This is a genomic window from Clostridium sp. Cult2 (assembly GCF_021655075.1).
Lineage (GTDB): Bacteria > Bacillota > Clostridia > Tissierellales > Tepidimicrobiaceae > Schnuerera.
Genome location: NZ_PPXX01000112.1, coordinates 34,124 through 50,057 on the forward strand (window position 1 = coordinate 34,124; position 15,934 = coordinate 50,057).

A 15,934-nucleotide genomic window follows, 5' to 3' on the forward strand; every position below is an offset into this window, starting at 1 on the left:
ATTTATTATTTCAAGTGGATACCTTTGACAATAAAAGAGGGAAAATTATATTTATATAGAATATATTATCATGAAAGCTACATGGATGGATGTTAGCATTATGTGATAGAATATAAGGAGATATATTACCATGAAAAGGACTTCCCAAAGCATTATTTCTGCCATAATCGGCATCCTATTAGTCTATTATTGATATGGATATGTTTAATTAATATTTTGGTGGTGGAATTGTGTATAAGGATATAGTTAAATTTATAAAAATCTATACAAATACCAACAATAGAAAACGATTTGAACTTGAAGAATTGGAAAACCATCTCATCCATATATATAAGGGGAAAAGTGGATATGAAAAAAATGGTGGTTATAGAGGATTATATAATGGACTTACAAAAGCAGTAGAAGAAGGAATAGTTAAAGAGATAATAAGTTCAGATTATAATGGAATGAATCCTCCACTTAGAGTTAAATGGAGGATAATAACTCAGGAGAAGATTGGGAAATGGGATAAAAGTGAAATGATGAAAATGTCCGATTTACTTGATTTTGGATACTATGAAAGACATTTAGAATGTCAAAATGAAATGGAATGGAAATATATAAAAAATATTTATAATTTTTTAAAGACAATAGACAATAGAGAATGGGCAAGTTTAGAAGAAAGATCTTTGGAACTTTTTTATGATGAGAAATTTTTGTATTCTAGAAGAAAACGAAAAATTGATAACAAAGTACTTACAAGACTAAATATTACATATGAAGATTTAAAAATGAAAAAATATGGAGAAATGTTTATATACTGGAAAAGGGGAATAGAAAATATAGAAAAGGTAATAATCCTTGAGAATCATTCTACTTTCTTTTCTTATAAAAGAGCTTGTGAAAGTGGAATAGATATTTTTGGGGTTGTACCTGATTTACTTATATTTGGTCAAGGAAAAAAGATAATAAACAGCTTCTCCTTTATAGAAGAATTAGTTTCACCATTTAAATTAGAAATACTATATTTTGGAGATATTGATCCTGAAGGTTTCATGATATATAGAAGTTTTAAAAGGAAGTATAGTAATTTAAATATAAAATTACATCTTAAAGCATTTATACAGCTTTTAGAAATTGCAAATAAGCATCCTTGTATTGGTCAGAACAAAAATATTTTGGATTTAAATTTTGTATTAAGTGAATTGGCTAGTCATTCTCTTGAAAATTATGGAGAAGTATTGAAAGAGTTGTGGACAAAGGATTTAAGGATTCCCCAGGAGTATATTACTTATGAATACATACTGAAAGGTGATAAATTTGGGAGTAATTGAAAGTGGATTTTTTGATAGAATGAAAAAAATCGAACCAATAAGAATGTTGGGGACAGGCATGGATGTAGGAGAACTCAATGAATTTTCCCATGAAATATGTTTTCTTATTCTATTAAATATATTTAGAAGAGAATTAACGGACAATCCAAATAGAACCAGGATGGATATTATTCATATTGCAGAAGAGATAGTAAGAGATATGCAAATAGAAACATCGAAAGAGAATATTGATAGAATTGTAGATGGTACCTTATGGTATAGAGAACCAAGCAGGCAAGAAAATTTTAAATCTACTATTTACAATGAGCAAACCCAAAATAGAGAAGAATATGTATTTAGGTATTTGAAAGAAGATAGGGAACACAGTCATTGGGAAGAAGGTGGCTCTACAGTTTACATGCTTACTGAAGAATCCCAAGAGATGATTTTCATTACGAGGGAGATATTAGAGGAATTTGGCTTCGATGTAGAACAATTCTATACCCTTCAATTAATAAAAACAGGAAATTTCACCAAGGCAAAGGGTAGTGTAGATAATCTCATCGCTAGAGTTAGAACATTAATCAAAAGAGAAAAGGATCGTAGACAGGACATGATAAGAGATCCTCAAGTCATCTTTTTTGACAAGCAGAGAAACGCAAGAAAAACAGAAGAGGAAATAAGAAAACAATTTGAAGATGAGCAAAGCGTATTTGAAGATATGTTTTCATGGAAGAGTAGATATGAATCACTCCCTGATGAAAAAAAATACGAAGCAGAAATGATGTTTGAAAATTTAGAAAAGGCTAGGATACTTCATGACAATTTAGCTAAGATAGTTATGGAAAATATAGCTTATGAGATGGAAGTAAGGGTTAAATATCCAGAGAGTTTTTGGAAGACTTCAAATGTAAGTTTTAAAAAAGATATTTGGCAAAATACCATAGTGAAAAATGGACTTAAAAATTTTAACCAACTAGAACTTATATTGTCACCCCTTTTTTCTCCTCAAGTTGACTTTATATATCCACTAAATTGGGCTTGGGAAGAGCAGCTGGTGAAGACTTATACACAAGAGATAATAGAATATGGTGAAGAGGAAGAAGAGGAAAACTGGTTTACCGAAGGAACCGATTGGGAACTTATAGTTGAGTTATGGAGTAATATATTTGATTCACTTTTAGAAAATGGTCGGTTTTCTATAGGAGAATTAAATGAGATAAGTAATGAGAGCAAAGAAAAATGGCTTCGTCAACGAGAGAACATTGAACTTTTCATGATGTTTGCCATATCGGAAGTAGTTTTAGTTGAGAATTTTGAAGGAATAGACGAGAGATTAAATCTTTTCAGTCTTTTATGTGAAAGTGATGGAAAATATAAAGCTCTTCATGAGAAAAAAATTAAGAGTAAAATCCAAATAGATAAAGAACCTCTTTTGTGGAGAGAAATACATATATCTCCTTATACTATATATGTGGAGGATGGGAACGATGAGTTATTCAAATGAAAACATACAAAAAGCTTCTAAAGTTTTTTTCTATCTATTAAAAAACAAAATAGTATCTATTAATGATACACTGGGAAATGAGTATATTGAAAATTTAGAAGTAAGGGAAATTGTCAAAACTATGGCTGATGAAGGAGGACTTATAGTTTTTCATGTTGGTGGCAATATACATTTAGTTAGTAATTCCTATGATTCCATGTTTGCCACTTCCTACACACATATGAAGACTAAATATAAAGGACTTAAGAAAAAGAAATATTTTTATTTAGCAAACATCATCATTTGTATATTCTTATCAGTAATTGACAAAGAAAAGTTTGTGCGGCTTAGGGCAGAGGAAGAGGGTATATCCTATTACAAATTAGAAGAGATTATAACTAAGATTATCGAATCTTGGGAAAAAAGAACCCACGAAGAAGAAAATTTTTCAAAGGATTGGGCTCTAGCTATTGAGGATATTTATACATTATGGACAATAGAACTTTCCCATTCAAAACCATCAAAGAGTGAAGAACTTCCATTTAGCACTTCCGTTGAGACAAGACTAGGATTTATCCATGAAGCATTAAGGCCTCTAAAAGATGAAGGACTCATTATAGATATGATAAAAGAATCTAGAATAATACCTAAAGATGAATTATATGAAAGATTGAATTATCTATATCATAGGCAAGAAAGGTATGAAGAGATAATGAGTCTTATAGAGGACACAAAGGAGGAATTTTTAGATGCCGAGGATTTCTAAAATCAGATTGGTTGGATGTAAGTATGATGGTTTCAAAAAAGAGCATGAAAACTCTATCTATAATCTTACGAGAAATATAGAACCAGATCATACCCTTTTTACATTGAAAAATGGTGGTGGAAAAGGTGTTATGATGCAGCTTCTATTTCAAATAATGATGCCTGAAACTAGATGGGGAAAGAATAATGGAAACAAAGTTATTTCTATGTTTTATGATCAAAAAGGTAGATTGCATCCATATACCTTGCATGTACTATTAGAATGGAAATTAGATACATTACCAGAAAAATGGCTTATTACAGGAATCTGCATGAAAGCATATAAGAGAGGCACATCAAAAAATGATGAAGAGGAAGAAAAGACAGGGCTTAATTATTTTTTATATACTTATGAACATGAAAACAATGGCTTTTATACCTTAGAAAATATTCCAGTCTATGACAAGGATAAGGGTGAATCTGTTGATTATGAAATGTTTGAAAAATTTATTGCTGACAATGGAAGGGATTTTGTAAGATATTCTCAATCTAGTGTAAAAAGACTTGATTCTAATTTTTATGAATATATGAGGAGATTAGGGGTTTATAAATCTGAATGGGAAATTTTAAAGGTTATAAACAAAGTAGAAGGTGGAGTTGGAGATTATTTTGAAAGAGCCACTGACAATAAAGCAATATTTGATAATTTAATACTTCCTGCTATATCTGAAAATATGAAAAACTATGATAATGAAAGTGATAGTTTAAAGGAAATGTTCAAGAGCAATTTATATATCACTCAAAACTTACCTATTTTGCTGAAAAGAGAAGGAGATTTTAGAGATTTAATAATAGCTCTTAATCCTCTAATAGAAAATGCAGATATAGGTACAAAGTTTTTGGATATGAAAGAAAGATGTATTATTGATGGCAATGATTTATATTTCATTATTAAGGATGAAGAAAAAAATGCAGAAAATGAAATAGAAAAGTGGGAAAATGAAATAAAAAAAGGCAAAGCAAAAGAGGAAGAACTATCATTTCAAAGAGCTAATTTAGAATATGCTGAAGTAAATAAAGAGATAAGGGAAATTGAAGAAAAAAATGTAGAATTGATTAACAGTATAAATGAAAAACAAAGCAGTATTGATCAATTAAAGAAAGAAAATAAATTGTATGAGATAAACAGAATATTAGTGGATATGAATATGCATAATGACTCTTTAGAAGAAAAGCTAGATGAAAAGATGAGGCTAATAAAAGCCTTGGAGTTAGATGATGCCAGAAAAAGAGTAGAGGAATTAGATGAAATAATTAAAGAAAAGTGGAATTCATTGAAGATAAAATGGGAGGATATTTCCGTTAATTATTCAGGGTATAAAAATTATCTAGAAAGAAAGTTGGAAAATAAAGATATAAATAGAGACAAGGTATTACAAGTGGAGAGGGACCTTAAAGATATAATAAATAGATTTTTAATTAAAAAGGAAGAATTAGATGAAGAGTTTAAAAAACTATCAAGTATATTTGATCCTTTTAGTATGAGTTTTCCAGAAAAACTTCTAGAAGATATGAAGAATGAATTTAACCAAAAAGAGGAAAAAATTAAAGAACTTGAATCTAATATTGAAGGGAAAACAGAGGATATCAATGAATTAAAATTTAAGAAAAATAAAATTGAAATAGAAATTAATAATAAAAAGGATAAACTTAAAGAACTGAAGAAATTATTAGATGATGTGGAAAAACTAGAAATAGATTTGAAACGGAGAATATGTTGGGAGCTGGGAATTGATAGTACTAGAGAAGAGATGAGTCCAAGTTGGATTGGTGAGAAATTATACAAGATTAAAGAGTTACTAGAGGAAAAGGAAAGTAGATTAGAGGAATTACAAAAGAATCTTTGGGAAAACAATATTGATAAGTCCCTAAATAGGGATAGAAATTACTGGATACCTAACAAGGACGTACTAAATCTTAAGGAAAAAATAATAGAAATTGGAATAAATGTTCAAACAGGCATGGAGTTTTTAAATAGTTTAGACCATGAAGAAATAGAGAATATACTTACTATAAATCCTTCTTTTATTTATGGATTGGTTATCGGAAATGAAGAAGATTGGAGAGCCATAGAAAAAAGTATAGAAAAAGATTTTTTACTTCACAGTTTAATTCCAATATATTTAAGAAAAAACATGAATAAAGATTATGATAAGGAATTTGAATCAGTGCATAACAAAGGCTATGATTTCATAAATAATCAAAAATACATGGAATGGATTAATGAAATAGATAAGGAATATAGCCATATAAAAGAGGCAATTAATAGTATAAAGGGTGGAGTAAATAATTTAAATAGATTAATCAATGATATTAAAAATTGGGAGAATAATGCCAGCTCATTTGATGTTTTAAAGGAAATTAGTGAACATGAAAATGTTCTTAAAGCATTAGAAAGAGAAGAAACAACGATAAAGGCTACAATATATGAAGAAGAGAGTCAACTGGTTATAATTAAAAACACATTGAAAGTTTTAAAAATTGAAGGGGAAAAAAGAAAAGACAATTTAGGGAAATTAGAAAAATATGTAGAGAGAACATTATCCCTTGATGAAGAAGAAATTATTTATATGGAAAATACAAATAAATTAGAGGAAATTAAGATTAAACTTAAAGAAATAGATATGGAAATTCACCGAATTAGGAAAAGGAAGGAATCTAATGAATTAGAATTTAAAAAATGGAATCTGGAAATAAAAGAGAAGTTGAAAGAAATAAAAGAGGTATTACCTGATGCAAGGGTGAGTTTAGCACAATCTAAGGATTTGGAAATTTTGGCTATGCCATCTTATGTAATAAGTGAAGATGCTATATTTATTGATTTAAATGAAAGAAGAGCATTGGTTAGTGATTTTGAAAGGAAAAATTCTCAAATTATTGTTATTCAAAAAGACATAGATTATTTTCAAGAAAAAATAGAGAATTGTAGGATAGATTTAGATAAAATAGATGTACTTTGGGAGAATTATGAAAATTTAAATCTACCCTTAAATGAAATAAATATCATTATTGGAGAAATAGAAAAGAAACTAAAAGCCATTGAAAAAGAATTGGATAGTTTAAAATCGGATAAAGACAAATTATCAGGAAGCTTAGAAGAGAAGAAAAATTCAGTTGTGAAAATTAATAATAAGATTAGAAAAAGATTCAATAGAGCACCCCAACTATGGCAGGATTTAGATTTGTTACAAAAAAATATTAATATTGAAAATGATTATAAGGATAATGAGAAATTTTTAAATGAGGCGGAAAAAATACTTAAGGGAATAAATGATTATAAATATGGTTTAAATGAATATATTATTACTTTGAAAGCTAATAAGGAATTGGATTTTCATAAGGGTAAGATGAATAAAATATTGAAACAAAAAGTTGTTAAAAATCCAAGGGCTGAAGTGGAAGAGTGGTTCAAAAGATATAATAGAATTGAAGATGATTTAAATAGGGAAATAGCTAATGGAGAAGAATATTTAAAAGCTTTTGAGGATAATGTTGAAACTAAAGTACATGATGAATTGCTAAGGGATAGAATACTGAATGAAATTCAAAAGGTGAAAGTGGATAGATTTAGAAGGAATTTAGAGTCCTTCAGTAGTATGAAGAACCATTTTCAAATAGAGTTAAATACATTATCTAGTGATAAGGAAAAGGCAGAACAAGCAAGGAATCAATGGTCCATTAGGGCTTCAAAGAGGGTAATAAAGATAGTGGAATCACTTAAAGAAATGGTTGCGGGTATGGTATATATAAATGAAAATAATTATTCTTTTCCCCTTGTTAAATTAAAAGGAGAAGAAAAGCTACCAAGGGATGAGGAAGATGTGCTATTTTTATTGAAAGAATACTTCGTTGAAGCTATAGAAAAGGTAATTGAAGAAAATGAAAATATAGAGGATATTGATGATAGAAAACTAAGAGAGTTAATGGATGATAAGGCTATATTTTCTAAAGCCCTTCAAGGGAGATATCCAGTTTTAATGGTTTATAAGATGACTGAAAAAAATGAATTTAAATATGCAAAACCAAGGGATTATTATTATACTACTTGGGAAGCTATTAACAAGGGAGAAGGAGACATGCCAGAAGGAAGTGGAGGACAGACTCTTTCAATAAATACCTTTGTAATAATGATGCTTATGAATTATAGGAAAAGACATGTTGGAAATGAAAGACCTTGGACAGTTCTTATACTTGATAATCCTTTTGGGAAGGCTTCAGCAAAACATATATTAGATCCTGTGTTTGAAATTGCAGATAAGTTGAATTTTCAAATAATAGCTTTTGCTGCTCCTGAAATTATAAAGGTAGAAATCAGTGAGAGATTCCCAGTATTTTGGGAGTTGAGGATTGGAGAAGGAGCTAAAGACAGCTTAATTACAGGAAAAGTTATGTATGGAGGAAGAAAGAGGATGGTATAAAAACATTTATTGGAAAGTTAGCTAGGAGTTGTGACCTTAATTCCGAGGCTTGGTAACACCTATGAACTTATCGAATTACTAATCTAGTTAATAAGTTAGTGCCAAGCTTAGATATTTTGGGGGGAGGATATAATTTGAGGAAAAGCAAACCTTATATTACCATAGTAGGTGGAGCTAATATTGATATTATCGGTTCACCCTATAAAAAACTCAGGCTGAAGGATTCCAATCCAGGAAAAACCACCATATCCTTAGGTGGAGTTGGAAGGAATATAGGAGAGAATTTAAGTCGGTTGGGAATAGATACTAGACTAATAACTGTTTTAGGGAATGATACATATGGAAAACTTATAGTAGAAGAAGGCAAAAAGATAGGATTAGATATGTCTCAATCATTAATTCTTCAAGATGAAGATACTTCTACCTATATAGCTATATTAGATGAAACAGGAGATATGAATGTGGCTCTTTCATCTATGGATATATTTGAGAAGATGACCATATCTTTTATTCAGGATAAAAAGGAAATCATAGAGAATTCCGCCCTATGTATAGTAGATACTAATATACCCATTGAGGTACTAAAATATATGGTGTCTAATTTTAAGGTGGATTTCTTTTTAGATACCGTATCCACAACAAAAGCAGAAAAAGTTAAAGATATATTAGGCTATTTTCATACAATAAAACCAAATAAATTAGAGGCAGAAATACTATCAGGCATGGAGATATTTGAGGAACGAGATATAAAAAAGGTGGCAAATCATTTTATAAACCAAGGGTTGAAAAAAGTATTTATAACCTTAGGTGAAGAAGGAGTATATTATTTTGATAATCAAAATGAAATGCATTTAAAATCACCTAAAATAAGAATAAAAAATGCTACTGGGGCAGGAGATGCGTTTTTTGCAGCATTAGCTTATTCTTATTTCAAGGGATTGGATATAGAAAATACTTTAAAGTTTTCCATAGGAGCATCTATAATAACCTTAGAGGATGAAAATACTATAAACCCAAATATATCAGTAGAAAATATTGAAAATAGAATAAAGGAGATAGGATTATGGTAAGAAAATATATGGATATGAAAGAAGACGTAAAAAAAGCTATAGAAGAAAGAAAACCAGTAGTAGCTTTAGAGTCTACAATTATTTCCCATGGAATGCCTTATCCTCAAAATGTAAAAACTGCCTTAGAAGTGGAAAAGATAATTAAGGATAGAGGAGCAATTCCAGCTACTATTGCCATATTAAATGGGAGGATTAAGGTAGGATTAGAGGAAGAAGAAATCGAATATTTAGGAAAGACAAAGGATGTTAAGAAGGTGAGTAGAAGGGATTTGCCCTTTATTATATCTAAAGGATTAAATGGTGCTACCACTGTAGCTTCTACCATGATAATAGCTAATTTAGCAGGTATTAAAGTCTTCGTTACAGGAGGCATAGGAGGAGTCCATAGAGGTGCAGAAGAGACATTTGATATATCAGCTGATTTACAAGAATTAGCTCATACCGGTGTGGCAGTAGTTTGTGCAGGAGCTAAATCCATATTGGATATAGGCCTTACATTAGAATACTTAGAAACCTTTGGGGTACCTGTTGTAGGATTTAAAACCCAAGAGTTTCCTTCATTTTTTACTAGGAAAAGCGGCTTTGGTGTAGATTATCAGGTAGATGATGAAGAGGAGCTGGCTAAGGCAATAAAAACAAAATGGGCTCTAGGTCTAGATGGAGGAATTGTTGTGGCAAATCCAATACCCAGAGAATATGAAATGGACCCAAGAATAATAAATCAAGCTATAAAAGATGCCATAAGTAAAGCTGAAACTATGGGTATAAAAGGTAAAGAAGTAACCCCATTTTTATTAGACAAGGTAAAGGAGATTACAGGGGGAAAGAGTCTCGAGTCCAATATAAAGCTAGTATATAATAATGCAATTCTTGGAGCAAATTTAGCTATAGAATTGGAGAAGTTATATAGGATTTAAAGTTTTGATATAATATAAATAAAATGACTATTAATTTTATTATTTGATAGGAGGGAATACATAATGGATGTTTTATCTGCAATAGAAGGTAGGAGAAGTATAAGAAAGTATAGCAGTAAGCCTGTAGAAGAGGAAAAATTATTAAAGGTTTTGGAAGCAGCTAGACTTTCTCCTTCTGCAAAGAATAGACAAGAGTGGAAGTTTGTAGTTGCAAGGGACCCAGAAATAAGGGAAAAACTTACTGAGGCAATAGGTCAACCCTTTGTTGGAGAAGCTCCAATAATTTTAGTTTGCTGCGGTACAGAAACTGAGGGGATTATGAAATGTGGACAACCACGATATACTGTTGATTTATCCATTGCTACTGCATATATGATACTAGAAGCCTATGAACAGGGATTAGGTACTTGTTGGCTTGGTAGTTTTGATGAAAATATGGTAAAGGATGTACTGGATATTCCAGAAGAAGTGAGAGTAGTCTCAATAACTCCATTGGGATATCCTGATGAATCACCATCTCCAAGACCAAGAAAAAGTTTAGACCAAATTGTTTGTTATGATAAATATAAATAATGGGTACATATTCTTAATATAGAGAAAATAATAAATAAAATTTGAAAAGGAGAATTGCATATGATAAGAGAACTAAAAGGTATTGAACCAGATATTCATGAGGATACTTTTATAGCAGATACTGCTATGGTCATAGGAGATGTAAATATTGGGGAAGGTACAAGCATTTGGTATGGTGCTGTTGTAAGAGGAGATATTGAAAATATAACCATAGGTAAATACTCAAATATTCAAGATAACGCTACAGTCCATACGGAAACAAATAAACCTACTAAAGTTGGAGATTATACTGTAGTTGGACATAATGCAATTGTCCATGGTTGTACCATAGGAGATAATTGCCTAATAGGCATGGGTGCTATAATAATGAATAGGGCGGTTATAGGAGATAATTGTATAATTGGAGCTGGAACTGTAGTAACAGAAGGCAAGCATATACCTCCCAACTCTTTAGTATTAGGAATGCCAGGCAAAGTCATTAGACAGGTTACTGATGAAGAGATTGAAGGCGTAAGACAAAATGCTATAAGATATAATAAATTATATAAAAAACATATAGATTAGTGAAATGGTAAATATCACCTAAAAAGGGTGATATTTTTTTATGCTTTCATACTTTTTAGGTGTAGATAAACTATATATTCTAAACTATATTAAAGTAAATGAGATGACAATATTATTTTACCTATAGCCTTTTATATAATTGAATAGGTTTTATCCCACGGATGCGAAGTACTATGGGTTAAATTTGGACGTCTCACTCATAGGAAGCAAGTGACGTAACCTGCCGTAACAGATTATTCTGCTATGGCACTTTTTATTAGACATTTTTCGCATTATGAAATCAATATGAAGCTATTATGAAATCAAAAAGGAGCTACAACGAATCAATGGTGAAGCCTTCATAAGGTATGTATTATATAGTAGGGATAAATTCCAATTCAACTTAGTTCCTCATGGATATAAAAGCATTATTATATTCCAGAGGGACAATAAATCGCTGTAAAACTACAGTGATTTAAAGCGTTACTAGTTATTATAAACGCTATATATCATAAAGTCTAGGACTAAAAATTATTTAAAAGGAGGAATAAAAAAATGTTAAACATCTTCAAAAGGTTAATTAAGGAAGAAGAAGGGCAAGGGATGGTAGAGTATGGGTTGATACTTGCATTAGTAGCCTTGGCTGCTGTACTTGCATTAACAGGTCTTGGTACTGCAATAAAAGATAAGTTTACAGAAATAGTTACAAAATTAGATGGTACTGTTCCTACAGAATAGGCTGTACTATTTAATAATAGAAAGTAACTAATTAACTAACTAACACAACATCTGCCCCTTCGGGGGCAGAAATTCCCTTACATAATGAAAGCTTTATTCATCTTTATAAAGGAGAATATTATGAATTTAATTATAAATGATTATATATTGTTAATTTTAATATTTCTATCCATGTATTTTGATTTAACTAAGAAAAAAATCCCCAATCTCATTACCTTTCCTGCAATGCTTTGGGGTTTAGTTATATATAGTGTATTTTTTGGAATAGAAGGATTTAAATTTAGTTTAATTGGATTTTTAGTTGGTTTAGGTGTTTTTCTTATCCCTTTTATCCTAGGAGGTATGGGGGGAGGAGATGTAAAACTAATGGCAGCCATTGGTGCGTTAAAAGGTTGGGAGTTTGTATTATATAATACGGTTTATGCTGGTTTAGTCGGTGGAATTATAGTTATTATATTTTTAATCTATAAGAAAAAACTTTGGATTACTCTAAAGAAAGCCTTTGGAATGATTATAAGACCTATTTTATTCATACTTAATATTACCTTTGATAACCAAAGATTAAAAAAAATAAATGATTATTTTTTAAATTTGGAATCCATAAAGGAAAAACATTATATACCTTATGGAGTTGCTATAGGATTAGGTACGTTGCTTGTATATTTCATATGAGGTGGTAAATATGTCAGGTTTATTTAAATTTAAAAAAGACCAAAAGGGGCAGTCTGTTGTTGAGTTTGCAATACTATTGCCTATATTACTACTTTTATTAATGGGGATTATTCAATTTGGAATTATTTTTAGTGCCCAAATAGCTTTGACAAATGCTGCTAGAGAAGGGGCTAGGGCTGCATCTGTTGGCAAAACTGAAGCAGAAGTGAAAAAGAGAGTAATAGATGCCATTGAAGGTCATAAAACATTGGATTTGGTGGAGGGTAATATTACTGTAGATTATCCAGATAGTGTTGGGAAGGAAGTAAAAGTTATTATTAATGATGCCAGTATAAATTTAATAGTTCCAGTTCCCGATGTTTTTGTTCCTGGAAATAGTATAAATATAGGTGCTAAAGCATCTATGAGATCAGAAGTACTACCCTAAATTATTTGCCTTAATAGGAGAGGGTGTAATTTATGTTTAAAAAAATAAAATTCTTATTCAAAGATGATAGGGGACAGTCGTTAATAATGGTAGCCCTAATGATGATTGTATTATTAGGGGTTACTGCTTTAACAGTTGATTATGGATTCTTAGCATGGCAAAGAAGAAGCCTCCAAAACGCAGCAGATGCAGGGGCATTAGCCGCTGCATGGGAATTACCCGATGGAGATATTGATGGAATAGCTGAAATTTATACTAATGAACATGTTGAAGATAGTTTTGATAAAGCCATTAAAATCAATGATGATAGGGCTGTCCAAGTAGATGTAAATAAGGAATATAATAGGTTCTTTGGGAGAATATTTGGAGATGAAGATTATATTGTAACTGCTACTGCAACAGCGGAGAAAACCTCATGGTATACAGGAATATTGCCATTTGGGTTAAGGGATAATTATGATGGAGAATTAGATGAATTATCACTTAGTGAATATGTAGAACATATGAAAAATCTTAAAGATACAGCAATGAATATATGGGGAAAAGACGATGAATCTCATCTAAAATTTGGATTAATAAAATTAGGTCCCTTTAGTAGGGATAAAAATGGTCAATATAAGGAGAATACATCTCCTAAAGATGTTATTGAAAATGGTGTTGATAAAAGTATTTATGGAAGATCAATAAATATAGAGGAAGGTAAGGAAAATTCTATTGAACAAAGCAAAAATTCACTATCTGATTTTTTGCAAAAAAGCGGAAACAAGGCTTATCTCATCGGAATTTTACCAGGAAGAGCTTCTTATATTAACAGTAACGGAAAAAGTGGCATCGAAGGGAATGGGCAGGGAGATATAAATAATAGTGGTAATGATAATACAACTGCTTATTGGGGTGAATATGTAATTCTATATTTTGAAAACATAGTGCTTTCTATGGAAAATGATGATGAAGGGAAAGAAAAAGTAAATTTATTAGGTACTTTAAAAGAGGTCTACAATATTTATGAAGATGAATTTCCAAAAGAGAATTTTTATAAAGGAAGAAGTAGTAGACTTATTAAATAACCAATAAAAAGGTAGGTGCTGTCTATGAAAGTAAATAAACGGATTTTATTAATCGGGGTAATTCTTGGTCTAATTACTGTATTTTTATTAAATAGATATATTAATACTATAAAGAAAACTGAAGATGTAGGGGTTACAACCTCCTATTCGGAAGTAGTTGTAGCCCAAACATCTATACCTGCTCATATTAGAATTACTGAAGAGATGGTAAAATTATCTTCAATCCCTACAGATGGTATACACCCAGATGCAGTAACCGATTTAGAAAAAGTAATTGGAAAAATCTCTAAGGCAGAAATTATTAATGAAGAGCAGATATTAGCAGGTAGAGTTGCTATGGAAGATTTAGATGAGATTTTATCCTATAGGATACCAGAAGATATGAGGGCTATTACCATACCTGTCAATGAAGTTTCAGGGGTGGCAAACTATATATCCGTAGGGGACAAAATCGATATACTAGCTACCTATGATATAGAAGAATCAAAAACTTATACTCAACTTCAAAACATAGAGGTATTGGAATTAGGTAGTTTAAAAAGTTCTGTGGAATCTGAAACCACTCAACAACCTAATACCATAACTATTTTAGTCAACCCAGAGCAAGCTGAGGTTATAGCTTTTGCCACTATAAATGGAGAATTTCATTTAACATTAAGAAATCCAATTGATATTAATAATATTGAGTTGGACCATTATGGTTTCGATAATTTCGAATCCTTTAGAATGAGGTGATAGATTTGGAAAAAATAAAAGTATTAATAGTTGAAGTTCAGGAAGAAGAGAGAAGACTAGTATCTGATACCCTTTCTAAGGTGGATTATATTACTTTAGTAGGTGAAACAGAGGATTTAGAAGAAACAAATTATACAATAGAGGAATACAGCCCAAATGTAATCCTATTAGGAGATAATTTAGAATTTGATAAATATTCTTTTGCAAGGTCCTTATCTAAGGAGTATCCAGAAATTGCAATAATAATAATAGAAGATGAGTTAAGAGAAGATACAGTATATAAAGCCATGTTTGCTGGGGCAAAGGATGTTGTTATAACACCTATTAATTCTGCAAAGCTAATTGATTCCATATATAGGTCTTATGAATTAGTTAAGGACAAAAGGATTGTCCACAGGGATAGACCTATTAGTACTAAAAGGAAATCTAGAAGAGGCCATGTTATTACCGTTTTTAGCACCAAGGGTGGAGTAGGTAAAACCTTTATATCTACAAATTTAGCTGCTTCCTTGGCAAAGAATACTGAAAAAAGAGTATGCTTAGTAGATTTGGATTTAGATTTTGGAAATGTTGCTTTAGCATTAAATATTATACCCAGGTATACAATTTTAGATATTGTAGATGATATTAGAAATATTGACCAAGATTTAATTGAATCCTATCTAATTCCCCATGAATCGGGAATAAAAGTCCTTCCTGCCAATGCAAAACCCCAAATAAATGAGTTTGTAAACGCTGAACATATAGAAATAATTCTTCGTGCATTACAAGGGACTTTTGATTATATTGTAGTAGATATGCCTGCTAGATTTTATGAACCTATTAATCCCGCATTTCAATTTGCAGATATACTACTGATGATTACTACCCCAGAGATTTCTACTCTGAGAAATGTAAAAGCGTCAATTCTTACATTACATGAATTCAATTTTCCAAAATCCAAGATTAAGGTAGTATTAAATAGAGCAGATAATAAGGGGCAAATAAGGCCTAAGGATGTAGAGAGTACTTTAAGTGAAAACCTATTTGGAATAATTGATGCTGATTATAAATTGGCAATTCTTTCGTTAAATAATGGGAATCCAATAGTACTAGATAAACCTAGGTCTTCAATAAGTAAATCTATTGTAAATTTAGTTAAGAATATAAACTCTGAATTTCAGATTGAACAGAAATAATTGGAGGTGAAGTA

At 30.7% G+C, this 15,934-nt stretch carries 14 protein-coding genes; all 14 read left to right on the forward strand.

Annotated elements, in window-relative coordinates:
* The first annotated feature begins 230 nt into the window (after positions 1 to 230).
* The gene (locus tag C3E90_RS13540; protein WP_236915993.1) at positions 231 to 1,313 is read left to right on the forward strand and encodes a Wadjet anti-phage system protein JetD domain-containing protein; all 1,083 of its coding nucleotides are present in this window, start codon (positions 231 to 233) and stop codon (positions 1,311 to 1,313) included.
* Entirely contained in the window at positions 1,300 to 2,799 is a 1,500-nt protein-coding gene (locus C3E90_RS12445) for a hypothetical protein (protein ID WP_236915994.1), read from the forward strand. Before C3E90_RS13540 ends, C3E90_RS12445 begins: the two co-directional genes overlap by 14 nt.
* Positions 2,783 to 3,544, forward strand: a complete 762-nt coding sequence (locus C3E90_RS12450) for a DUF6063 family protein (RefSeq protein WP_236915995.1) — start codon at positions 2,783 to 2,785, stop codon at positions 3,542 to 3,544. Before C3E90_RS12445 ends, C3E90_RS12450 begins: the two co-directional genes overlap by 17 nt.
* Complete coding sequence (locus C3E90_RS12455) at positions 3,528 to 8,000, forward strand: hypothetical protein (protein ID WP_236915996.1); 4,473 nt, start codon at positions 3,528 to 3,530, stop codon at positions 7,998 to 8,000. Before C3E90_RS12450 ends, C3E90_RS12455 begins: the two co-directional genes overlap by 17 nt.
* Positions 8,001 to 8,134: 134 nt before the next feature.
* Positions 8,135 to 9,070, forward strand: a complete 936-nt coding sequence (locus tag C3E90_RS12460; protein ID WP_236915997.1) for a carbohydrate kinase family protein — start codon at positions 8,135 to 8,137, stop codon at positions 9,068 to 9,070.
* Positions 9,064 to 9,987: a pseudouridine-5'-phosphate glycosidase gene (locus tag C3E90_RS12465; RefSeq protein ID WP_236915998.1), complete on the forward strand. Its 924-nt coding sequence runs from the start codon at positions 9,064 to 9,066 to the stop codon at positions 9,985 to 9,987. The genes C3E90_RS12460 and C3E90_RS12465 overlap by 7 nt, the downstream gene beginning before the upstream one ends.
* Before the next feature lie 63 nt (positions 9,988 to 10,050).
* On the forward strand, positions 10,051 to 10,560 hold the full coding sequence (locus C3E90_RS12470) for a nitroreductase family protein (RefSeq protein WP_236915999.1): 510 nt from the start codon (positions 10,051 to 10,053) through the stop codon (positions 10,558 to 10,560).
* A gap of 60 nt (positions 10,561 to 10,620) precedes the next feature.
* Complete coding sequence (locus tag C3E90_RS12475; protein ID WP_236916000.1) at positions 10,621 to 11,124, forward strand: gamma carbonic anhydrase family protein; 504 nt, start codon at positions 10,621 to 10,623, stop codon at positions 11,122 to 11,124.
* Positions 11,125 to 11,658: 534 nt separating this feature from the next.
* The gene (locus C3E90_RS12480) at positions 11,659 to 11,841 is read left to right on the forward strand and encodes a Flp family type IVb pilin (RefSeq protein ID WP_236916001.1); all 183 of its coding nucleotides are present in this window, start codon (positions 11,659 to 11,661) and stop codon (positions 11,839 to 11,841) included.
* Positions 11,842 to 11,961: 120 nt separating this feature from the next.
* On the forward strand, positions 11,962 to 12,513 hold the full coding sequence (locus C3E90_RS12485) for an A24 family peptidase (RefSeq protein ID WP_236916002.1): 552 nt from the start codon (positions 11,962 to 11,964) through the stop codon (positions 12,511 to 12,513).
* Positions 12,514 to 12,523: 10 nt separating this feature from the next.
* On the forward strand, positions 12,524 to 12,940 hold the full coding sequence (locus C3E90_RS12490) for a TadE/TadG family type IV pilus assembly protein (protein WP_236916003.1): 417 nt from the start codon (positions 12,524 to 12,526) through the stop codon (positions 12,938 to 12,940).
* A gap of 32 nt (positions 12,941 to 12,972) precedes the next feature.
* Positions 12,973 to 14,007, forward strand: coding sequence for a pilus assembly protein TadG-related protein (locus C3E90_RS12495; RefSeq protein ID WP_236916004.1), 1,035 nt, complete (start codon positions 12,973 to 12,975; stop codon positions 14,005 to 14,007).
* Between the two features lie 24 nt (positions 14,008 to 14,031).
* Positions 14,032 to 14,742 (forward strand): Flp pilus assembly protein CpaB, encoded by a 711-nt coding sequence (gene cpaB, locus C3E90_RS12500; protein WP_236916005.1) that lies wholly within the window; start codon positions 14,032 to 14,034, stop codon positions 14,740 to 14,742.
* A gap of 5 nt (positions 14,743 to 14,747) precedes the next feature.
* Positions 14,748 to 15,920 carry a nucleotide-binding protein gene (locus tag C3E90_RS12505; RefSeq protein WP_236916006.1) on the forward strand — a complete coding sequence of 391 codons (1,173 nt, stop codon included), beginning with the start codon at positions 14,748 to 14,750 and terminating at the stop codon, positions 15,918 to 15,920.
* Positions 15,921 to 15,934 lie beyond the last annotated feature (14 nt).